The 20716-nt window shown below is 71.3% G+C and carries 19 protein-coding genes; 8 read left to right on the forward strand and 11 right to left on the reverse strand.

Going from position 1 to position 20716, the window contains the following annotated elements:
- Nucleotides 1-140: 140 nt before the first annotated feature.
- Entirely contained in the window at nt 141-959 is an 819-nt protein-coding gene (locus AC2AXK_RS01115; RefSeq protein ID WP_484343488.1) for an alpha/beta hydrolase, read from the forward strand.
- Between the two features lie 265 nt (nt 960-1224).
- On the opposite strand, the gene AC2AXK_RS01120 is transcribed toward AC2AXK_RS01115, so the two are convergent.
- From AC2AXK_RS01120 to AC2AXK_RS01150, 7 genes are all read right to left on the reverse strand, one after another.
- Nucleotides 1225-1767, reverse strand: a complete 543-nt coding sequence (locus AC2AXK_RS01120; RefSeq protein ID WP_484344232.1) for an ATP-binding cassette domain-containing protein — start codon at nt 1765-1767, stop codon at nt 1225-1227.
- Entirely contained in the window at nt 1764-3308 is a 1545-nt protein-coding gene (locus tag AC2AXK_RS01125; protein ID WP_484343489.1) for a hypothetical protein, read from the reverse strand. Before AC2AXK_RS01125 ends, AC2AXK_RS01120 begins: the two co-directional genes overlap by 4 nt.
- A 106-nt stretch (nt 3309-3414) precedes the next feature.
- Complete coding sequence (locus AC2AXK_RS01130; RefSeq protein WP_484343490.1) at nt 3415-3597, reverse strand: hypothetical protein; 183 nt, start codon at nt 3595-3597, stop codon at nt 3415-3417.
- A gap of 503 nt (nt 3598-4100) precedes the next feature.
- A complete protein-coding gene (locus AC2AXK_RS01135) occupies nt 4101-4313 on the reverse strand; it encodes a hypothetical protein (protein ID WP_484343491.1) in 213 nt (70 codons plus the stop codon).
- 87 nt (nt 4314-4400) lie between these two features.
- The gene (locus AC2AXK_RS01140; RefSeq protein ID WP_484343492.1) at nt 4401-5315 is read right to left on the reverse strand and encodes a MerR family transcriptional regulator; all 915 of its coding nucleotides are present in this window, start codon (nt 5313-5315) and stop codon (nt 4401-4403) included.
- 159 nt (nt 5316-5474) lie between these two features.
- Nucleotides 5475-7799, reverse strand: coding sequence for a phosphoribosylformylglycinamidine synthase subunit PurL (purL, locus tag AC2AXK_RS01145; RefSeq protein WP_484343493.1), 2325 nt, complete (start codon nt 7797-7799; stop codon nt 5475-5477).
- Between the two features lie 93 nt (nt 7800-7892).
- The gene (locus tag AC2AXK_RS01150; RefSeq protein WP_484343494.1) at nt 7893-8708 is read right to left on the reverse strand and encodes a hypothetical protein; all 816 of its coding nucleotides are present in this window, start codon (nt 8706-8708) and stop codon (nt 7893-7895) included.
- Between the two features lie 79 nt (nt 8709-8787).
- On the opposite strand from AC2AXK_RS01150, the gene AC2AXK_RS01155 reads away from it, so the two are divergent.
- A complete protein-coding gene (locus tag AC2AXK_RS01155; protein WP_484343495.1) occupies nt 8788-9786 on the forward strand; it encodes a ketopantoate reductase family protein in 999 nt (332 codons plus the stop codon).
- A 6-nt stretch (nt 9787-9792) separates the two neighbouring features.
- Here AC2AXK_RS01155 and AC2AXK_RS01160 read toward each other — a convergent pair whose 3' ends face one another.
- On the reverse strand, nt 9793-10449 hold the full coding sequence (locus tag AC2AXK_RS01160; RefSeq protein WP_484343496.1) for a 4'-phosphopantetheinyl transferase family protein: 657 nt from the start codon (nt 10447-10449) through the stop codon (nt 9793-9795).
- Between the two features lie 259 nt (nt 10450-10708).
- Between AC2AXK_RS01160 and AC2AXK_RS01165 the strand changes: the two genes are divergently transcribed.
- Nucleotides 10709-11398, forward strand: coding sequence for a DUF2599 domain-containing protein (locus AC2AXK_RS01165; RefSeq protein ID WP_484343497.1), 690 nt, complete (start codon nt 10709-10711; stop codon nt 11396-11398).
- Between the two features lie 36 nt (nt 11399-11434).
- On the opposite strand, the gene AC2AXK_RS01170 is transcribed toward AC2AXK_RS01165, so the two are convergent.
- Both AC2AXK_RS01170 and AC2AXK_RS01175 read right to left on the reverse strand, forming a co-directional pair.
- Nucleotides 11435-13543 (reverse strand): acyl-CoA dehydrogenase family protein, encoded by a 2109-nt coding sequence (locus tag AC2AXK_RS01170; RefSeq protein ID WP_484343498.1) that lies wholly within the window; start codon nt 13541-13543, stop codon nt 11435-11437.
- Nucleotides 13544-13642: 99 nt separating this feature from the next.
- On the reverse strand, nt 13643-14290 hold the full coding sequence (locus AC2AXK_RS01175) for a TetR/AcrR family transcriptional regulator (RefSeq protein ID WP_484343499.1): 648 nt from the start codon (nt 14288-14290) through the stop codon (nt 13643-13645).
- 76 nt (nt 14291-14366) lie between these two features.
- Between AC2AXK_RS01175 and AC2AXK_RS01180 the strand changes: the two genes are divergently transcribed.
- From AC2AXK_RS01180 to AC2AXK_RS01195, 4 genes are all read left to right on the forward strand, one after another.
- Nucleotides 14367-15719: an acetyl-CoA C-acetyltransferase gene (locus tag AC2AXK_RS01180; RefSeq protein ID WP_484343500.1), complete on the forward strand. Its 1353-nt coding sequence runs from the start codon at nt 14367-14369 to the stop codon at nt 15717-15719.
- Nucleotides 15716-17092 (forward strand): 3-oxoacyl-ACP reductase, encoded by a 1377-nt coding sequence (locus tag AC2AXK_RS01185; protein WP_484343501.1) that lies wholly within the window; start codon nt 15716-15718, stop codon nt 17090-17092. Before AC2AXK_RS01180 ends, AC2AXK_RS01185 begins: the two co-directional genes overlap by 4 nt.
- Nucleotides 17089-18168, forward strand: coding sequence for a MaoC family dehydratase (locus tag AC2AXK_RS01190; RefSeq protein WP_484343502.1), 1080 nt, complete (start codon nt 17089-17091; stop codon nt 18166-18168). Before AC2AXK_RS01185 ends, AC2AXK_RS01190 begins: the two co-directional genes overlap by 4 nt.
- Nucleotides 18169-18284: 116 nt before the next feature.
- Nucleotides 18285-19523 carry a hypothetical protein gene (locus tag AC2AXK_RS01195; protein ID WP_484343503.1) on the forward strand — a complete coding sequence of 413 codons (1239 nt, stop codon included), beginning with the start codon at nt 18285-18287 and terminating at the stop codon, nt 19521-19523.
- 31 nt (nt 19524-19554) lie between these two features.
- On the opposite strand, the gene AC2AXK_RS01200 is transcribed toward AC2AXK_RS01195, so the two are convergent.
- The gene (locus tag AC2AXK_RS01200; RefSeq protein ID WP_484343504.1) at nt 19555-19845 is read right to left on the reverse strand and encodes a helix-turn-helix transcriptional regulator; all 291 of its coding nucleotides are present in this window, start codon (nt 19843-19845) and stop codon (nt 19555-19557) included.
- Between the two features lie 61 nt (nt 19846-19906).
- On the opposite strand from AC2AXK_RS01200, the gene map reads away from it, so the two are divergent.
- On the forward strand, nt 19907-20680 hold the full coding sequence (gene map / locus AC2AXK_RS01205) for a type I methionyl aminopeptidase (protein WP_484343505.1): 774 nt from the start codon (nt 19907-19909) through the stop codon (nt 20678-20680).
- The last annotated feature ends 36 nt before the right edge of the window (nt 20681-20716 follow it).

Here is a 20716-nt window from a genome sequence, read left to right on the forward strand (position 1 = left end):
CGTCCCGCCGCCCGGACCGTCCCGGGCGTCCCGCCGACGGTATCCCTCGAGCCACGCCGCGGAGGCCGCCGCCCGCATCCTGACGCATTCTGTCGATCCGTCGAACTATCCTCATGGGACTCAACGACGAGGAGAGAAACATGAAGACCCTGGAAGCGATCGTCCTGCGCCACGACGACGTCGAGGACACCACCATCACGCAGGTCGACACCGACGAGCCGTCGGGCAGCGAGCGTCTCCTGCGGAACGTCTCCGTCCCGACCCTCACCCCCTACCTGCCCGATCCCGACAAGGCGACCGGCACGGCCGTCATCGTCGTCCCGGGCGGTGCTTTGCACTTCCTCGCGATCACGAATGAGGGTGAGCGCATGGCGCAGCGCCTCAACGAGCAGGGCATCGCGGCGTTCGTCCTGCGCTACCGGCTCGCGCCCACCCCGGTGGAGCCCTCCGAGGTCGGCCCGTACATGGAGAAGCTCTTCGCGGACCGCGCCAACATGGGTGAGATCTCCCAGTCACGTCGGGCGCCCGCCCTCGAGGACGGCGTCGCGGCGCTGCGCACCGTCCGGGAGAACGCCGAGGAGTGGGGCATCGACCCGCAGAAGGTCGGCATGGTCGGCTTCTCCGCCGGTGGCTTCGTCACCCTCACGACACTGTTCGACAGTGCGCCCGAGGACCGGCCCGCGTTCGTCGCGCCGATCTACCCGGCGTGGTGGGACGACGTCGTCGTCCCCGAGCCCGCGCCGCCGATGTTCCTCGCCTGGGCGACGAACGACCAGCTCAACGAGTCGATCGTCCCGTCCTGCCTGCGCCTGTACACGGCGTGGCAGAAGGCCGGCGCGAAGGTCGAGGCCCACGGGTACGTCGACGGTGGGCACGGCTTCGGTGCGCGCATCCAGGGCGACGCCACGGACGCGTGGTTCGACGTGTTCGCCTCCTGGATCCGTCGCGTCGGGTTCTGACCCGGACCACCTGGTCCAGCGACCGCTGACGCTATCGGCCGCGGTTCGCCGCGACGAGCCACACCGGCCACCCCACGCTGGTCGCCACCGTCCTGACGGTGCGCTTCAGGCCCTTCTCCCGGGCTACGGGAGAAGGGCGGGCTGCTCACTCGTCGTCGCTGACCGACCTGGAGGTCCCCCACTCTCATTCCAGGCCACGGGTCTCCGACGACGACCCGTGGTCGTAGCCGCCCAGCACCGGACCGTCGCGGGGCCCGGCACTTGCTCACGCAACCTGCGAGCGACCAACAGGCTCACGTTCCCGTCCACCGAGGTTCAGGATGACGTCCGGAGCAACCGTGCTGGGTAGCTGGTGCGCAATGAGAACCACTGCCTTGGTGGTCCGCCAGCCCTCGATCTCGTCCCAGAGGACCTCGCACGCACCAGCGTCGAGCCCGTTCATCGGTTCGTCGAGCAAGACGAGGTCGAAGTCGCCCAGCGTGCACATGAGGAGCCACAGCTTCCGAGCGTTTCCCGTCGACAGCTCCTTCGCCTCGTGGTGCAGCCACGGCGAGAGCCCGTACCGCTCCGCCCGGACGCGCGACTCCTCAACGGATCGCCCTATGCAGCCTGAGGCGAATTCCAGGTGCTCGGCAACAGTCATGTTCGGATAGAGCGCCAGTTGCGTGCGACACACCCGCCGTTTCGCGCGAGCTGAGCTGGTGTGCGCGGCGTGGCCGTCCACGAGCACGCTGCCGGACCAGGGCCGCAGATAGCCGCTCCCTACCTCCAGCAGGGTTGTCTTTCCGGTCCCATTGTCGCCACCTATACGGGTGAGGGCTCCGCGGGAGAATGCGAAGCTGACGCCTTCGAGGACAGGACCGCGGTCGCTCCGGTACCCGGCTGTGACACCGCTGAACTCAAGGGCAGGCGTTGGATACGAAGGCTCAGACATTGGATACCTACTCCTAGAAGGATCGTGGCATAAGCGCATTGGGCCAGGCTCCACCACGGGCCGTTTCCCATACCCAGCGCGGGAGCCGTGAGCAACAAGATGACGAAGGGCGCGAGGGGACCCGGGGTTGACGTTCCATCAACTCGGATCCGCGGAGGGACGACCGTCTCGCCGATGGTCGCGGCACCAACCAGGGCCCACGCCATCGCCAAGGGCTTCAGAGAGACCGTCCCCGACATGACAGTCTGGGCGAGTGCCACCATGATCGCTGGTGGTGTCACGAGGACGAGGTGGAACACCAAAGCGTTCCCCGCGATGTGAATGCCGGTGAGCCCGGAGTTCTCCCACTCGAAACGGTACCGGTTGATCATGGAACTGGGGCCCACGATGCTGAATGTCAGGCCCACCATGATCAACAAGGTGATGAAGAGGTAACCCGTGGTCGCAGGGAAGACCCACTGACGGACGACGGTTGGATCAAGTCGCGCCCCGCCCACCACGAGACCGAGCAGGAACACCATCGCGGCGACTATCGTGCGTGCACTCTTGCCTAGAGTCGCCGCGGACCTGTGCGTCCCGAACTCACGCGCAGCACGATGGTATGCCGTCGTGACAACCCCATACCGGGAAAGTCGCTTGGGGTGGTGCTTCTTCGCAGGAGATCGCTGGCCCAGAAAGAATGAGTGGTGAGAAAGCACCCTCAACCGCCACAGCAGAACCCCTCCCACCAGGGGCACGAGAGCCGAGCCTGCAGTGAGCACCCATCCGGGAGGATCGTCGAGCCATGACCCACCGAGCACCTCGAGGCCGCCGACGCTGACCGTTGCGACGACGCGACCGATGCCTACGCCCGCACAGGCGACCAGTCCCAGGACAAGCACAGTCTCGCGGGGATCTACCAGCCGCGACGGGCGTGACCGAACCGCCAACGTGGCCGTGGTGCACAGCGTCACGAGCAGTCCCAGGACAGGCACCAGCAGCACCCACGAGTGGGCCGCGAAGCCTCCGCGCGTGGACTCGAGCAGCCAGAGCGCGACCACGTTCGAGGTCACGATGGCAAGGTAAATGATCAGGGTAGGCACAGCGGAGTAGGCGGCGAAGACGGCCAGCGGCGGCATGTCCAGTGCTCTGAACAGGGCCCCGTTGGGTGGATCCACGACCTGCTGGAGCTGCTGCCCAGTAGCTTGCTTCACCCAGACAGCAGCAATGAGGTAGCCGTCGGCGACCAGGACCACGAAGACTCCCAGCTCAAGCGAGTGGGGGTTGTCTTCGAATAGTCGAGGGACAGCCACCCCCAGCACCGCACCGGCCAGCACTCCGGCAACCACCAGCAAGCAACGCAATGAGAACAGGACTGCGATGAACCCACGCCACCCTATGAGTGGGCGGAACGGCGCGTACTTCTCGAGGGCCACGAACAACAGAGCACACTTCGTGTACCGCGTCCAGGCCTTGGCTGCTGGGACTGACGCAGTCATCGCATTCCCTTCGAGATGACAGCGCGATCCGCAGTCGGACGAATCAGCTGTTTGCCACGCTTCGGAGCACAGCTCCGACGACGCAGACCAGCCCCACGAGCCAAACAGCTGCGAGTATCCAGGACCCAGCGCCGCCGGCGCGAGCAACGGCATCGTAGATAAGTGCAGCAATCATCACGAGACTGACGGCGACAAAGACGCCGAGGATCGGCTTTATCATGTTCATGCTGCCTGTCTCTCTCTTGATGATCCGGTGCGATTGCTTCTTGAATGCTCAATCTTGATCTCTTCACCCCGTGCGGACGTCTTCCCGCCGGAATGCGACAAGCGCCAGGACCAACACTCCCGTCGCGAAGGCCGCGAGGACTGCCAATGCTGTGGTGAAGTCTGAGTGGACGGCCATGATGAGCGGCTCCTCGATCGACAAGCCGGCTTGAACTAGGTCGTTCGCACGGAGCGAAGGCGCCGCTATTCGTAGCGGACCATTCTCTTCATGCCATCACCTCCCTTGCGGGACCAGAAGCGGAACACCGACGACTGCTGCACGGCTATGCCCCGCCGAGACGGACAGGTATGCCTGTCAGACGCTGGCTGACTCCGCATACAACTCGTAGAGCGTGACGTCGCACTCTCGCGCGAGCACCCCACGCTCTCGAGCGACAGTCCATGAACCCGTAACCGTACCCCGTCAAACACGGGCATATCTGCACGTTCGCCCAAGAAATCGCCTCAACGGCGCATGTTGTCCGCTCGAACGAGGACATGACGTCCTCCGTGGGCGTCGAGAAAACCTGCGAGCGAGTCATGGGCGAGGAGTCCCCCACCGCCGATCACGACGACCTCGTCGACGAACTCCTGGAGTTCCGAGAGGATATGGGACGACAGCAACAGAGTGTTGCCCTGGTCGGTGTACTCGCGCAGGAATCGTTTGAGCCACGCCATTCCTTGAGGGTCCAGCCCGTTGGCCGGCTCGTCGGATCCGTCGCGTCGGGTTCTAGCCTCGGACGGTGGCGGGCCGGGCCGCGGTGCTCACGGCGCGGGTGACTCGCGAGCGACGAGCTCCACGGCCAGCTCCATGCACCGCAGGCGGGCCGAGGAGAAGTCGTAGGGCATCTTTCCGATGGCGTCGAAGACGCTCGCGGCCCCCCGCCCCGCGCCCGGACCTCGGCGGACCTCGTCCTCGCCCTCGTACGCGGTCGCGGGGTGCTCATCGTCGTCCCAGGAGTCGATGAGCGCCTCGTCGGCCTGCGCCAGGCCGGACTCCTCGATGACGGCGTCCAGCGCCCGCTCGAAGGCGGCCCGGGCGGCGGCGACCTGCGCCACGCGCGGGTCGTCGACCGCCACCGTGTCGTCGAGCGCCTCCTCGGCAGCGTCGACGCGGTCGGACTCCTCCCGCAGCTCCGGGTGTGCCGCCAGGGCGACGTACCGGGTGGTGTTGACGGCCGCGACGAGCGGGCCGAGCGTCCGCTCGATGACGAGCAGGTTGTCGAGGTCGGGCTGGCGCAGGGCACCCTCAGGCACGGTCTCGAGGCGGCGGGCCACGGCGTCGGAGAGCAGGCCCACCCGACTGCCCCGGGCGCGCATGCGCTGCACGGCGGCCCGCTGCCGCCGCAGCTCCGCATCCTGAGCCGCGAGGCTGCGCTCCAACCGTTCCAAGGCACGTGCGACGTCGCTGGCGCCCGCAGGAGCCGCGTCAGCAGGAGCCGCGTCAGCGAAGGCGTCACGGATCTCGCCGAGGGCGATTCCGGCGTCCGCCATCCTGCGGATCCACAACAGCCGGATCATCTCCTCGTAGCCGTAGCGGCGACGGCCGTCGCTGCCCCGCTCGGGCTCAGGGAGCAGGCCGATCGCGTGGTAGTGGCGGATCGCCCGTGGCGTGGTCCCGACGAACGATGCTGCGTCACCGATCATGACCTGGCGTGGCGGGATGACGGACGAACTCATGAGCGGGCCTTCCTCGGGGGCGGGACGTGGGTCCACCGGACCACATGACGCTACGGAAGGTGCAACTCCACGAGTTCCGCAGCTGAGACGACGCGGGGCGCCACCGGTCTCCGGTGGCGCCCCGTGTGTGGCGCTCGATCAGGCGGATCGTCGGCGAGATCAGCCGAAGATGGCCGGCAGCGTCCGGGTGTGCGCCTCGCGGGCCTCGTCGAGCGGCAGCGTGAACAGGCCCTCGATCTCGAGCGCCTCGACACCGTCGACGTCGTGGCCTGCCTCGCCGATCTTCAGGTACGGCACGCCGCGGGCGACGCACGCGTCGACGAAACGGACCTCCTCGCCGCGCGGCACGGCGACGAGCGCCCGGGCTGCGGACTCGGAGAACAGCGCCTCGAACGGGGTCACGCCGTCGCGCGAGACGACACCGTCGATGGAGACGCGTGCCCCGACGCCGAACCGCAGGCTCGCCTCGATGAGTCCCTGGATGAGCCCGCCCTCGGAGAGGTCGTGCGCGGCGTCGACGAGCTCGTCGCGCGTCGCGTTGATGAGCACCTCCGCGAGCGCCCGCTCGGCGGCGAGGTCGAGCCGCGGCGGGAGGCCACCGAGGTGGTGGTGCACGACGTCGGCCCAGGCGGACCCGTCGAGCTCCGCGCGCGTGGTGCCGAGGAGGAAGATCGCCTCGCCCGCGGTGCGCCAGCCGGACCCGGTGGCACGGGAGACGTCGTCGAGCACACCGAGCACACCGACGACCGGCGTCGGGTGGATCGAGGAGTCGATCTGCCCGGGCTCGCCGGTGCCGTTGTAGAGGGACACGTTGCCGCCGGTGACGGGGACGCCGAGCGTCTGGCACCCGTCGGCAAGGCCCTCGATGGCCTCGACGAGCTGCCACATGGAGTCGGGGTCCTCGGGCGAACCGAAGTTCAGGCAGTCCGTGATGGCCAGCGGGCGGGCGCCGGTCGCGGCGACGTTGCGGTACGCCTCGGCGAGCGCGAGCTGCGCGCCGGTGCGGGGATCGAGCTTGGAGTAGCGCCCGTTGGCGTCCGTCGCGAGCGCGACGCCGAGACCGGTCGACTCGTCGACGCGGATGACGCCGCCGTCGTCGGGCTGGGCGAGCGCGGTGTTGCCCTGGACGAAGCGGTCGTACTGGTCGGTGACCCACGCCTTGGAGGCGAGGTTCGGCGAGGACAGCAGACGTAGCGCCGTGGCGCGGAGCTCCTCCGCGGTCTCCGGGCGGGCGAGGCCGGCGGCGACGACGGTGTCGGCGTTGAGGCCGTCCTGCCAGGCCGGGCGCGCGTAGGGGCGGTGGTAGACCGGTCCCTCGTGGGCGACGGTCTTGGGGTCGACGTCGACGATCCGCTCGCCGTGGTGGTCGATCGTCAGGCGGCCCGAGCCGTTGACCTCACCGATGATGGCGGTCTCGACGTCCCACTTGCCGGTGATCGCGAGGAACGCGTCGAGCTTCTCGGGCGTGACGACAGCCATCATGCGTTCCTGCGACTCGGACATGAGGATCTCGCCGGCGTTGAGCGACGGGTCGCGCAGCAGCACGTCGTCGAGCCACACGTGCATGCCGCCGTCACCGTTGGACGCGAGCTCCGAGGTGGCGCAGGAGATGCCCGCGGCGCCGAGGTCCTGGATGCCCTCGACGACCTTCGCGGCGTAGAGCTCGAGGCAGCACTCGATGAGCACCTTCTCCATGAACGGGTCGCCCACCTGGACGCTGGGGCGCTTCGCGGGGACGCCGTCCTCGAACGTCTCCGACGCGAGGATCGAGGCGCCACCGATGCCGTCGCCCCCGGTGCGCGCACCGAAGAGGATGACCTTGTTGCCCGTGCCGGACGCGTTGGCGAGGTGGATGTCCTCGTGGCGCAGCACGCCGAGGCACAGGGCGTTGACGAGCGGGTTGCCCTGGTAGGAGGAGTCGAAGACGAGCTCCCCACCGATGTTCGGCAGGCCGAGAGAGTTGCCGTAGCCGCCGACGCCCGCGACGACACCGTGCACGACGCGCGCGGTGTCCGGGTGGTCGACGGCGCCGAAGCGCAGCTGGTCCATGACGGCCACCGGGCGCGCGCCCATGGAGATGATGTCGCGGACGATGCCGCCGACACCGGTCGCGGCGCCCTGGTACGGCTCGACGAAGGACGGGTGGTTGTGGGACTCGACCTTGAACGTCACGGCCCAGCCGTCACCGATGTCGACGACGCCCGCGTTCTCCCCGATGCCGACGAGGAGGTGCTTCTTCATCTCGTCCGTCGTCTTGGCGCCGAACGTGCTCAGGTGCACCTTGGACGACTTGTACGAGCAGTGCTCGGACCACATGACCGAGTACATCGCGAGCTCGGCCGCGGTGGGGCGCCGCCCGAGGATGTCGCGGATCCGCTGGTACTCCTCGGGCTTGAGCCCGAGGGCCGCGTACGGCTGCTCCTCGTCCGGTGTGGCTGCTGCGTGCTCGACGGTGTCCAGGGTGGGCTTGCTGGGGGCGGTCATCAGTTCCCTCATCGATGGTGTGCCCGACGACGGAGCACGGCTGGCCGAGACGCGGTCAGTTTAGCCGTGGGGCGCCCGCGGGCGGACGCCGTCTCACCCGCGCCCGGCGCCACCCTCGGCGGGCACCGGAGGCGCTCCGCGGAGCAGGAGGACGCGCCCGACCGCGAGCGCCATGACGAGCCCGGTCACCACGACGAGCACGAGGGCGCCCTCCGCAGCGCTGGCGTGCGCGACGAGCACCGGCGACGCGCACCCCGTGCCCGCGGGATCCGGGATGCACCCCTGGACGAGCATGCTCTCCCCGTCGGTGACCACGCCCCGGCCCCCGTGCGCGACGGCCGCCACGAAGAAGCCGAGCAGCCGGACCGCCCCGGGCAGCTGCGCCAGGTACACCTCGAACAGGACGTACCCACCCGCGATCGCGACCGTCACGGGCAGCCGCCGGACGAGGGTCTGCAGAGCCACACCCAGGACCGTGAGGATCACGAGGAGGACCAGCCCCCGGCCGATGCCCGCGAGGGTGGCGAGCCACGCCTCGCTCGCGGACGGTACGAGCTCGTCGTGGAACGCGTAGCGCGGGTCACGGTCGCGGACCGCGTGGACGACGCCGGTCGCGGCGAGCGTGACCCCGAAGGCGGCGGTCCCTGCGACGAGGACCCACCGCACGGCGCCCGCGAGGACCGTCACCAGCTCCCCGGGCGATCCCGGCAGGCTGCTCCCGGACGCCCGCAGCACGCCCCACGCGAGCGCGAGCAGCGCCAGGTGGACCGCAGCGCCGGGGACGGCCTCCGGCGCGGCACCCAGGAACGTCGACGCCGGCGTCCACGACCGGATTCCTGCGACCGCCCCGACGAGGAGCATGCCGATGAGCGCCGTCGCCCTCGTCGCGGCACCGTCAGTGCTCGTCATGCCCGCGACCCTAGGGGGCGACGCACGCAGACACAACGGTCACCGCCCGTGCGCGACACCGCCCCCCTAGGATCGGGCGATGAGATACATCATCGTCGGCGCTGGCGCCGTGGGCGGGACCATCGGTGCCCGACTCTTCGAGTCCGGTCATGACGTCGTGCTCGTCGCACGTGGGAAGCACCTCGACGCCATCGCGTCGAACGGTCTCGTCCTCGAGACCCCGCAGGGCTCCACCACACTCCCCGTGCCTGTCGTCTCCGGCCCTGACGAGCTCCGGCTCGACGACGGCGACGTGCTCGTCTCCGCCGTGAAGTCGCAGGACACCGCCCGCGTCCTGGCGGACTGGGCGGACGTACCCGTCGGTGCGCAGGGCACGCCCGCTGCGCACCGGCTCCCTCTCGTCACCGCGCAGAACGGGGTCGCGAACGAGATCGCCGCGTTGCGGGTGTTCCGTCGCGTCTACCCGGTGTGCCTGTGGCTCCCCGCGTCCTACCTCACCCCCGGGGTCGTCCAGGCCGAGGGTTCTCCCTGCTCGGGGATGCTGACGATCGGCCGGATGCCTGGTCAGCTCGACGAGGTGACGGCACAGATGGCGCTCGACCTCGGGAAGAGCCACTTCGCCGCCATCGAGGACGCCCAGGTGATGCGGTGGAAGTACGGCAAGCTCCTGAGCAACCTCCGCAACGGGCTCGAGGCTCTCGTCGGCGGCGACGCGGACGCCCGAGACCTCTCGGAGGAGCTGCGCCGCGAGGGGGAAGCAGCGCTCACCGCCGCTGGCATCGACTTCTCCACACCGGATCAGGAGGCGGCTCGTCGAGGAGACTCGGTCCAGGTGCTCCCCGTCGGCGACGGCGAACGGGGCGGCAGCTCCACCTGGCAGAGCCTCGCCCGAGGAGCCACAGGTATCGAGGTCGACTACCTCAACGGTGAGATCTCGCTCCTCGGGCGGCTGCACGGCGTGGCGACCCCGGTCAACGACGCGGTGCAGCTCGCTGCCCGCGGAGCCCTGCGTGAGCGACGTGGGGCGGCACCGTACGACGTCGCGACGATGCGACAGCTCGTCCTCGCCGCGCGCTGACCCGTCTCAGACGAGGACGACGACCGCGGCCTCGTACCCGGGGCCGACGTCGATGTCGGACATCCACGTCGCGGGGACCGGGCGGCCCTGCCAGCGCAGGAGCTGAGGGGCCTCGTCGGGCGCGCTCATCTCGAGGTCGGGCGGCGGGAGGGTCATGCCGTCGCCGGTCGCCTTGAGCACCGCCTCCTTGCGGACCCACCAGCGCGTGAGCGCCGCGCTGCGGTGCGGGAACTCGAGGAGCACCTCACGTTCCGCCGGAGTGAGGAGCACGTCGTCGATGCCACCGGACGCGTCAGCCTCGTCGATGACGTCGTGGGACTCCACGTCCACGCCCACCGGCCCGGAGTCGGTGACGGCGCACACGACGCGGTCCCCGGCGGTCGCGATGTTGGAGAACATCCGCAACGGGGGGTACACGAGCTCGGGCTTGCCGTACTGGCCGAGGCTCTCGAAGACGAGCTCGCGAGGATCCCAGCCCAGGCGCTGGGCGACCATGATCCGTCGCATCGCGTGGGCCGAGATGAACCGGCGCTGGGTAAGGTCGTTATGGATGGCGGACGCGCGGTGGCGCTCGCGGTCGTCGAGCAGGCGGGCTGCGGCATAGAGCTCCGCGCCCGCGAGGGCGACGCCCCACGAGACACTCACGTCGGCATCGGTGAGCACGCTCATACTGTCCTTTTCTGAACCGTGCAACAGGTGGAGAACGACGATGAGAGCCCGCGGCCAGCAGTTCTTCCCATCTGTCCGGGGAGAATCCGCGCGATCTCGGCTCTATTGTTCGAGCGTCTGGATCATCGCCTCGTTGGGGCTGTGTGCATGTTCACCCGGTATTTCACCCCCGGAGTCTCCCACGAGCACGGCATCTCCGACATTCACGTCGCCAACGGACAACCCGTCCGAGCCTCCATCCACAGGCCCCGGCGTGACGCTCGTCCCGGTCGATGCCTCAGGGCCGGTCCCGGTGTTCTCTGGCGACGCCTCGACGGCCGTCGCGCCCGACGCCGACACGGGCGCCGTCCTCACGACGATCGTCGGCGCCCCGCCGGGCGCGGACACCGCGGGCACGCCGGAGGACCCGCCCCGGGTCCGCTACGTCGTCACCGTCCCCGACGGCACGACCCTCGAGGTCCAGCTCGACCAGACCGCCGCGCTCGTCAGCCCGCAGGGACCCCTCGTCGCGGGGTTCGCGGCGCCGGTCGTCACCGATGCCTCCGGCCTCCCGGTCCGGGTGTCGTGGGAGACACCCCCCGCAACCGACGGGGGCACGCTCGCGCTCGACCTCCCACTGCCCGACGACGCCGCGTTCCCCGTGACGGTCACCGTCCATGTCGGGGCCTCGGTGGTCGCCGGGACGGCGTGGGGCGACAACGAGGGCGGGACGTCACTGGCCGTCACACCGTCCCAGTGGGGTCGGGTATCCGGCATGGCTGGGCAGACGTACGGCTGGGCGGACCTCGTCGAGGCGGACGCGTCGGTGGACAGCACCGTCATGGAGCACCAGTTCCGGTGCCACCAGATCGGGGCACCGGACAAGGCGACGTGGAACCTCGAGCCCTGGCGGCCGGACGTCTCGTTCCTCTCGTACGTCGCGGCTCGCTGCAACCCGGTGTGACGCGGCGGGGCCCCGGCCGGGGCCCCGCCGCGTGGATCAGCGCTGGCGCGCCTTGAGCGCCTTCTCCGAGATGGGCTCGTCGCCGCTGGCGCGCCGCAGGCGGTAGTACTCGCGGGCCTCGTCCTGCCGGATCTTCTCCGCGCCCGACGCGATGGCGGCGCGCAGGTGCTCGGGGCCGTAGCCCCAGGCGTCGACGAGGTCCTGGGCATGAGGGCGCAGCCGCGCGATGAGGCGGTCGATGTACGACGTCACGGTGCGCGCCCGCTGCCCGGAGAGCCGGCCGTTGATGAGGTACCAGGCGAGGTTCTTCTCGATGACCGTGAGGCCGTAGAGGTCGCGCACCCACGTGAGGACCTGACGGGTGCCCTCGTCCGAGATCGAGCTCAGCCCCTGCGTGAACGCCTCCCACTGGACGAGGTCGGCGTGGGCGCGTGCGGCCTCGATGAGCTGGTGCTGGTGGGTGTTGAACAGCTGCGCGGCGGCGACACGGGACAGCTTGCTCGCCGGGCGCAGCGCGGTGCCGAGCTCCGCGACCATGGCCTCGACGCGGTCCGTGAGGAGCTCTCGCTGCGTCGCCTCCTCGCGCAGGTGACCGGCGGACCGGCGGACCGAGCCGGAGTCGACGATCCCCTGGGCGATCCGGCTCAGGGGTGTCTTGTAGAGCACCGTGTCCGCTGCGCGCTCGACGACGAACCGCGCCATACCGATGCCGTCGATCCCCTTGAGGTCCTTCGAGAAGTCCGTGAGGAGCCGCTTGCCCACGAGCTGCAGCAGGACGGTGTTGTCGCCCTCGAACGTCACGTAGACGTCGAGGTCCGCGCGCAGCGAGACGAGCCGGTTCTCGGTGAGGAACCCCGCGCCGCCGCACGCCTCGCGGGCGGTCTGCAGCACGTCGAGCGCCCGCCACGTCGAGGTCGGCTTGAGGGTCGCAGCCATCGTCTCGAGGTCCTCGCGTGCCTCCGCGGTGTCCATCTCCCCGGAGAACACGGCGTGGAAGAGGTCGAGCAACCGGTCGTGCGCGAAGTGCCCCGCGTAGGTCTCGGCGATGAGCGGGAGCAGGCGGCGCTGGTGCTCGCCGTAGTCGAGGAGCACCTCCTCGTCCGTGTCGGACGCGGCGGTGAACTGGCGGCGCTCGTTGCCGTAGCGCACGGCGATCGCCAGGGCGATCTTGCTCGCGGCGCCCGCAGCGCCGTCCAGGGACACGCGACCCTGGACGAGCGAGCCGAGCATCGTGAAGAACCGGCGTCCGGGGCTGTCGATCGACGACGTGTAGGTGCCGTCAGGTGCGACCTGGCCGTAGCGCGCGAGGAGGTCCTGGAGCGGGACGCGGACGTGGTCGAAGTGCAGTCGGCCGTTGTCGATGCCGTTGAGCCCGCCCTTGAGGCCGTCGTCCTCGCCACCGATGCCGGGCAGGAACGCACCGGCCGTGCCGTCGGGCAGCGTCTCGCGGATCGGGACGTAGAAGGCGTGCACGCCGTGGTTGACGGGCCGGCCTCCCGGCGGCGCCGTGACGAGCTGCGCGAAGACGACGGCTGCGGTGCCGTGCTCGCCGGCGTTGCCGAGGTAGTCCTTCCACGCCGCACGGAACGGGGTGTGGATGACGAACTCCTGCGTCGCCGGGTCGTACGTGGCGGTCGTCCCGATGCTCGCGACGTCGGACCCGTGGCCCGTCTCGGTCATCGCGAACGCGCCGGGCACGTCGACGCTCATGGCGCCGGGCAGGAGCCGGTCGTGCTGCTCGGGCGTCCCGAGGTGGAGGATCGCGGCACCGAAGAGCCCGAACTGGACCCCCGCCTTGATCTGCAGCGACGGGTCGGCCGCGAGGAGCTCCTCGAAACCGGCGAGGTTTCCGCCGGCATCGTCCTTGCCGCCGAGACGCTCGGGGAACGCCCGCAGGACACCTTCCTGCTGCACGAGGAGCCGGAGCTGGTCGAGGACGCGCGCGCGGTGCTCGCCGACCGACAGGCCTTCCTGCTTGTGGAAGCGGGGGTCGCCGGCGATCACGCGCGCCGCGGCGCGCAGCTCCGCCCAGCGCCCCAGGAGGTCCTGGCCGAGGGAGGCGACGTCGATGCCCGGGTCGGCGGGCGGGACCCTCGTGTCGGCGGTGGACCGCCCGGACGCGGGACGGTCGGAGAGGGTGGTCATGGCGGTTCCTCCATCGGCGCAGGATCTGCTGGCGTGCGGGTCGGTGCTCAGTGTCGGTGTCCGGGTTCCGGACGGGCTCAGGTGCGGGTGCGGGTGCGGTCAGGTGCGGGTGCGGTCACGGGCGAGGACCCCGACGGGCCCACCCCACAGCCATGCGGTGACGCGGTCGGTGAGCTCCTCGCGGGTGGGTGCACCCGCCTCGGAGCGGTTCTCCAGCCACCACTCCCCGGAGCCGCGCACGAACCCGACGGCACCGGCGCCCCAGGCTGCGGCGTCGGACGGGTCGGCACGCATCTCCTGCGCGAAGGGCTGGGCGACGAGCTCGATCATCGAGTCGAGGAACGGCAGGCCGGGAGCGGTCCGGGTGACGAAGTAGTAGACGTTCGGTGAGTGCTCGATCATCTCGAGGTACACCGCGACCATGGAGCGCAGGGAGTCGCGGGGGGTCGTCGCCGTGCGTGCTGCGTCGGCGAGCGCGTCACGCATCTGCGCGACGACGGCCTCACCGACCGCGAGCTGGAGGCCCGGCTTGTCGGTGAAGTAGCGGTAGACGATGGACTTCGAGGTCTTCGCGTACGCGGCGATCTCGTCCATGGAGATCTCGGGGCCGGCCTTGTGGACGGCTCGTCGTGCGGCGTGCACGAGAGCGATCCGCCGGGCCGCTCGGTGGTCGTCCCAGCGCGTGCTGCGTCCGTCGGCACCAGTCTGGGTGCCGGGAGGCGTCGTCATCTCTGTGGCAGGACTCACAGAACCGACAGTATCAGGTACTGTGGGTGCTGGACATCGGTACGACCTATCCAGCAACGACGCGAGGAGCTCTCTAGTGTCTGGTACCCCGCCCACCCCGACCCCTCCGACCACCCGAGACGCCGTCATCGTCGGAGGGAACCGCACCCCCTTCGCACGCGCGGGCGGGAAGTACTCCACGGCGAGCAACCAGGACCTGTTCACCGCAGCCCTCGAGGGCCTCGTCGCCAGGTTCGGCCTCCAGGGTGAGCGCATCGGCGAGGTGGTCGGCGGCTCGGTGCTCAAGCACTCCAGGGACTTCAACCTCGTCCGCGAGTGCGTCCTCGGCTCCTCGTTGTCCCCCCAGACCCCCGCGTACGACCTCCAGCAGGCCTGCGCGACCGGCCTCGAGGCCGTCATCGGCGTGAGCAACAAGATCCGCCTCGGGCAGATCGAGTCCGCGATCGCCGGTGGGACCGACACGATCTCCGACGCACCCATCGCCGTCTCCGAGGGCCTGCGCCACGTGCTGCTCAAGGCCTCGCACGCCAAGACGCTCGCCGCCCGCGTCAAGGCGTTCTCCGCGCTGCGCCCCCGCGACATCGCGCCGAGCACCCCGCAGACCGACGAGCCCCGCACCGGGCTGTCGATGGGCGAGCACCAGGCGATCACCACCGCCCGGTGGGGCATCACCCGCGAGGCCCAGGACCAGGTGGCCTACGACAGCCACCACCACCTCGCCGCCGCCTACGACGCGGGGTTCTTCGACGACCTCGTCACCCCGTTCAAGGGCCTGACCCGCGACCAGAACCTGCGCGCGGACACGTCCCTCGAGAAGCTCGCCTCCCTCAAGCCCGTCTTCGGCACGACGCTCGACGTCCCGGCGACGATGACCGCGGGGAACTCCACCCCGCTCACCGACGGCGCGAGCGTCGTCCTGCTGGGCTCGCGCGAGTGGGCGGCGGAGCACGACCTGCCCGTCCTCGCCCGCGTCGTCGACGGCGAGGCCGCGGCGGTCGACTACGTGCACGGCCACGAGGGCCTGCTCATGGCGCCCGTCCACGCCGTCCCCCGCCTCCTGGCCCGCAACGGGCTCACGCTCGACGACATCGACTTCTTCGAGATCCACGAGGCGTTCGCCTCCACCGTCCTCACCACGCTCGCCGCGTGGGAGGACGAGGACTACTGCCGCACCGAGCTCGGCCTCGACGGTGCGCTCGGGACGGTCGACCGCACCCGCCTCAACGTCAACGGCTCGTCGCTCGCTGCCGGGCACCCGTTCGCCGCGACCGGCGGCCGGATCGTCGCGACCGCCGCCAAGCTCGTCGCAGCCCGCGCCGCGGAGACCGGCCGCCCTGCCCGCGCGCTCATCTCCGTCTGCGCCGCCGGCGGCCTCGGCGTCGCGGCCCTCATCGAGTCGGCGGACGCCGGGAACGAGGCAGCACAGTGACCGACACCTACACCTCGCTCGTCAACGGGGGACTCACCGGGACCCTCGCCAAGAAGCTCGGGCTGCCCCGCCCCGCGATCCTGCGCCGGTACAGCCCGGGCGCACCGCCCGTCCCCGGGCCGGTGCTCGTGCTCGGCGGGACCGTGGGGACCGGCAACGACGCGGACGTCGTGGCACAGCTGCTGCTCAACGACACGGTCGGCGGTGGCACCGAGATCGACGTCCGCCGTCACCCCGCCGGCGCCAACGGACCCCGGTGGGGCGCCATCGTCGTCGTGCTCACCGAGGCGGCCCACCCGGACGACCTCTCCGCGCCGATGCTCGAGCTCGCGGGCGCCCTGCGCTCCCTCGAGCGCGGCGGCCGCGTCGTGACGATCTCCCGGGCCGCCACACCTGACGACGCACCCGCCGTCGCCGCCGCCCGGCAAGGCGTGGATGGGGTGCTGCGGTCGCTCGCGAAGGAGCTGCGGGCAGGCGCGACCGGCAACGGGATCGTCCTCACGGGCGACGTCCCGCTCGCCGCACCGTCCGTCGGCGGGGCGCTCGCGTTCCTGCTGTCGACGAAGTCGTCGTTCGTCGACGGCCAGTTCCTCACCGTGTCCAGCAGCGGTGGCGCGCCGGCCGACGACCCCTCGCGTCCGCTCGCCGGGCGGGTCGCCGTCGTCACCGGGGCCGCGCGCGGCATCGGTGCGTCGATCGCGCGCACCCTCGCTCGGGACGGTGCGACCGTCGTCGCCGTCGACGTCCCCGCAGCCGGTGAGCAGCTCGCCGCCGTCGCCAACGAGATCCACGGCACGGCGCTGCAGCTCGACATCACGACGCCCGACGCCGGGCAGCGCATCATCGAGCACGCCAGCGCGCGCCACGGTGGCCTGGACATCGTCGTGCACAACGCAGGGATCACGCGGGACAAGCTGCTCGCCAACATGAAGCCCGAGACGTGGGACTCCGTGCTGGCCGTGAACATCGCCGCTCAGCTGCGCATCAACGAGGCCCTGCTCGCGTCCAGCGTGTTCCGCGACGCGCCGCGCATCGTGTCGCTCGCCTCGACGAGCGGGATCGCGGGCAACCGCGGCCAGACGAACTACGCGGCGTCCAAGGGCGGGGTCATCGGGATGGTGCGGGCCACCGGCCCGCTGCTCGCCGACGTCGGGGGCACGGCGAACGCCGTCGCCCCCGGGTTCATCGAGACCGAGATGACGGCCCGGATCCCGTTCGCGACCCGAGAGGTCGCACGACGCCTCAACTCGCTGCAGCAGGGCGGGCAGCCGGTCGACGTCGCCGAGGCCGTCGCGTTCCTCGCCTCACCGGCTGCTGGCGGGATCAGCGGGACGGTGCTGCGGGTGTGCGGCCAGAACCTCGTAGGGGCGTGAGCGACGTGACGGCGAACGGTCGGACCGCGGGCACGGACCGCCCGACGACGGTGCGGACGCTGCCCGACGTCCCAGGGCTCGGCGGGCTGTACGCGCGGGCAGTCGCACCACGACCCGGCCGGGTGCTCGCACACCTGCCGGGCCTCGGCCGGCAGGACGACGCCGGCGCGCCGTCCCTGCCCGACGTGACGTACCGGGTGGCCGGCGTCGTCGCGGACCCGGAGCGCCTGCTCGCCTACCAGCGGCTCCTCGGCGAGCCGGCGGACGACCGGCTCCCCGCGGGGTTCGTGCACGTCCTCGCGTTCCCCGTCGCCATGGCCCTCATGGTCCGTCCCGACTTCCCGCTGCCCGTCGCGGGCATGGTGCACCTCGCCAACCACGTGACCGTCCACCGGCAGATCACGGCCGACGAAGAGCTCGAGGTGCACGCGTGGGCGGACAACCTCCGCCCCCACCGACGTGGCACGCAGGTGGACCTCGTCACGGAGGTCGCCGCCCGGTACGGCGAGGGGGACGCGACGCGCGTCGTGTGGCGCGGCGTCTCGACGTACCTCGCCACCTCCTCCTCACCCGCCGCCGCGACACCCCCCGACCTGTCCGACGCCCAGCGACGCGCCCAGAGCCCGGCGTCGGACAACTCCGGGAGCGCGCTCGAGCTGTCCGACGCCTACGGGTCGTCGCCTCGTCACGACGCGGACACCCGGGCGGTGCGGTTCCCGACCGGTCGGTGGACGCTCGACGCTGCCACCGGCCGCCGGTACGCCGCCGTCTCCGGGGACCGGAACCCCATCCACCTCAGCGGCCTCACCGCGAAGGCGTTCGGGTTCCCGCGGGCGATCGCCCACGGGATGTACACGGCGTCGCGCGCGCTCGCCGAGGTGGGCCTCGCTCGCGGCGACGCGTACGAGTGGACCGTGGAGTTCGCCAAGCCCGTCCTGCTGCCCGGTCGGGTCGCGGTAGCGATCACCCCCGACGGTGCGGCCGGGTTCGGGCAGGGCCCTCGCGCCTACCGGTACGTCGGCTGGAACGCGAAGAGCGGTAAGGAGCACTTCACCGGGGCAGTCACGCCTCGCTGATCCGCACCACGTGCGCGCCGGGCACGGCGGGGCTGTGGCGGGGCAGGACCGGACCGCTGCACCTCGCCCCGCGACCTGAGCGCGGCTCGCGCGGCACTCGGGCTACGCTCGGCGCCGTGTCCGACGTCGTCCACTACCGCGAGTACCCGCTGGGCCGTGCCGGGCGGGTGCTCGATGCCGTGTGGGCCGTCGTGTGGCCCGCCGTGGTGGGGGGCGCGCTCGGAGCAGCGGTGCTCGTCCTCGGGCTCGCCGTCATGGAGCAGGACGCGACGCTCGCCGTCGACCTCGAGGCGAGCGCGCGCCGTGCGCTCGGTGTCGCCGTCCTCGTACTCCTCGTGCTGTGGCTCGCCGCGTGCCTCGTGAGCGCGGCGCGGTCGCTGCTCTACGCGCGCCGGCTCACCCGCTACCGGGGCGAGCCGGCATGCCAGGCCACTCCCCCGACTCCCGCCCAGCGCGCGGTCGCCAGGGCCGGTCACGGCACGAGCGACATGAAGCCCTTCTCGACGTTGCGCATCCTCGGGTTCCTCCTCGCAGGGACCGGCACGTTCCTCGTCGTGCTCGCGCTGACGACGCTCGACAGCGACGGCGCAGCGGAGGCGCTCCTCGGCAGCGCGATCGCGGTGGCGGTGGGCGTCGGGCTCGTCCGTCTCGTGACCGTGCTGCGTCGCCGACTCGCGGCGACGCCCGTGTCCTGGCGGCACAGCCCGACGGACCCCGGCAACGCCGAACAGCCCGTCCGGGCCGTGCCGCTACCGGGCCGCTACCGCGTCGCTGTGTGGGCGGACCGGGTCGCGCGGGTGCTCGCGCTCGGGGCGGCCGCCCTTCTCTCCGTCACCGCTTCCGTCGCCCTCGGACCCGCAGCCGGCACGCCCGCCCTGGTCCCGTGGGTCGTGGAGAACGGTCCGGAACCCGGAGCAGGGCTCCTCGCCGCGCTCTTCGCGTCCGCGGTGGCGACGGTCGCGCTCCTCGTCGTGGCGCTCGTCGTCGAGGCGGTGCGGCACAGCCTCCTGCTGGGAGTGCTCGACGGGATCGCGGCGGGATCGGACCGCACCGCGGACGGGATCCCGGCGACCCGCCCCGACCCGCGGCTCACCGCGGAGGTACTCGGCGACCGCGGGCCGGTGCGGCGGGCGGCCCAGCTGCTCGCCGGCAGCGCGTCGCTGCTCCTCGTGGTGGTGGGCCCGACGACCGCCGCCGTCGAGGCGCGGACCGGCGCGACGTGGGACGGCGGTCCGGTGCTCGTGGTGGGCGCCGTCGTGGCGATCGTCGTGGCCCTCGGCAGCGAGCTCGTCACCGCGGGCCGGGACCGAGAGCGCCGCAACCGGCTGCTGCGGACGTGGCCGCGGTCGATCTGATCCGCACCCGAGGGCACCGGCCGGATGCCGCCTACGAGGCGAGGCGCTCCGCGGACGCCCGGCCCGTGCCGGCCGGCTGAGCGTCGGTGATCTCCGCCCAGACGGCGTCGAGCGACAGGGCGAGGACGCCTGCGATCGCGGCGATCGTCGGGAACGCCGGGGTGGCGACGCGCCCCGTCTCGATCTTGCGGAGGGTCTCGGGTGAGATGCCCGCGTCGAGGGCGGTCTGGAGGATGGACCGCTCACCCCGGGCGGCGCGCAGGAGGGCACCGAGGCGTCGTCCGCGTTCGACGTCGGCAGAGGTGTGCGGCAGTCGGACCATGCCGATGACTATACCGGGATAGTATTACCGGGACAGTGTTGGACCGACGGACGAGGCCCCCGTGATCGAGATCTTCAGCCCCCGCGAGCTCCCCCGTGCACGAGCGACCGGGGCGCTCGTCGCCCACATCCTCCACACGCTGCGCGACCGCGCGACGGTCGGGACGAACCTCCTCGACATCGACCGGTGGGCCAGGGCGATGATCCTCGAGGCGGGCGCCGTGTCCTGCTATGTCGACTACGCACCGTCGTTCGGCCGCGGGCCCTTCGGCCACTACATCTGCACCTCCGTCAACGACGCGGTGCTGCACGGCCTCCCCCACGACTACCGGCTGGCGGACGGTGACCTCCTCACCCTCGACCTCGCCGTCTCGCTCGACGGCATCGTCGCGGACTCCGCGATCAGCTTCGTCGTCGGCGAGGCCGCGCCCGCGGACCTCGCGCTCATCGACGCCACCGAGCGTGCTCTCGCGGCAGGGATCGCCGCCGCCGCGCCCGGCGCCCGCATCGGCGACCTCTCCCACGCCATCGGCACCGTCCTCACCGACGCCGGATACACCGTGAACACCGAGTTCGGGGGGCACGGCGTCGGCTCGACGATGCACCAGGACCCGCACGTGGTGAACAACGGCCGGCCCGGGCGCGGGTACGCCCTGCGCCCCGGCCTGCTCCTCGCGATCGAGCCGTGGGTGATGGCCGACACCGCGACCCTCACGACCGACCCGGACGGCTGGACGCTGCGCAGCGCCACCGGCTGCCGGACCGCGCACAGCGAGCACACCGTCGCCATCACCGACGACGGGGCGGAGATCCTCACCCTGGCGCCGCAAGCCTGAGCCGCAGCCTGTCCCGGACCCGCAGGGACCTGTCCC

Source organism: Sanguibacter sp. Z6_81, from assembly GCF_057180625.1.

Coding starts and splice junctions, on each gene's coding strand:
- AC2AXK_RS01135 (WP_484343491.1), bottom strand. CDS start 4,313: ATGGCGTGGCTCAAACGATTCCTGCGCGAGTACACCGACCAGGGCAAC.
- AC2AXK_RS01170 (WP_484343498.1), bottom strand. CDS start 13,543: ATGACCACCCTCTCCGACCGTCCCGCGTCCGGGCGGTCCACCGCCGAC.
- AC2AXK_RS01140 (WP_484343492.1), bottom strand. CDS start 5,315: ATGAGTTCGTCCGTCATCCCGCCACGCCAGGTCATGATCGGTGACGCA.
- purL (WP_484343493.1), bottom strand. CDS start 7,799: ATGACCGCCCCCAGCAAGCCCACCCTGGACACCGTCGAGCACGCAGCA.
- AC2AXK_RS01150 (WP_484343494.1), bottom strand. CDS start 8,708: ATGACGAGCACTGACGGTGCCGCGACGAGGGCGACGGCGCTCATCGGC.
- AC2AXK_RS01155 (WP_484343495.1), top strand. CDS start 8,788: ATGAGATACATCATCGTCGGCGCTGGCGCCGTGGGCGGGACCATCGGT.
- AC2AXK_RS01200 (WP_484343504.1), bottom strand. CDS start 19,845: ATGGTCCGACTGCCGCACACCTCTGCCGACGTCGAACGCGGACGACGC.
- AC2AXK_RS01115 (WP_484343488.1), top strand. CDS start 141: ATGAAGACCCTGGAAGCGATCGTCCTGCGCCACGACGACGTCGAGGAC.
- AC2AXK_RS01130 (WP_484343490.1), bottom strand. CDS start 3,597: ATGAACATGATAAAGCCGATCCTCGGCGTCTTTGTCGCCGTCAGTCTC.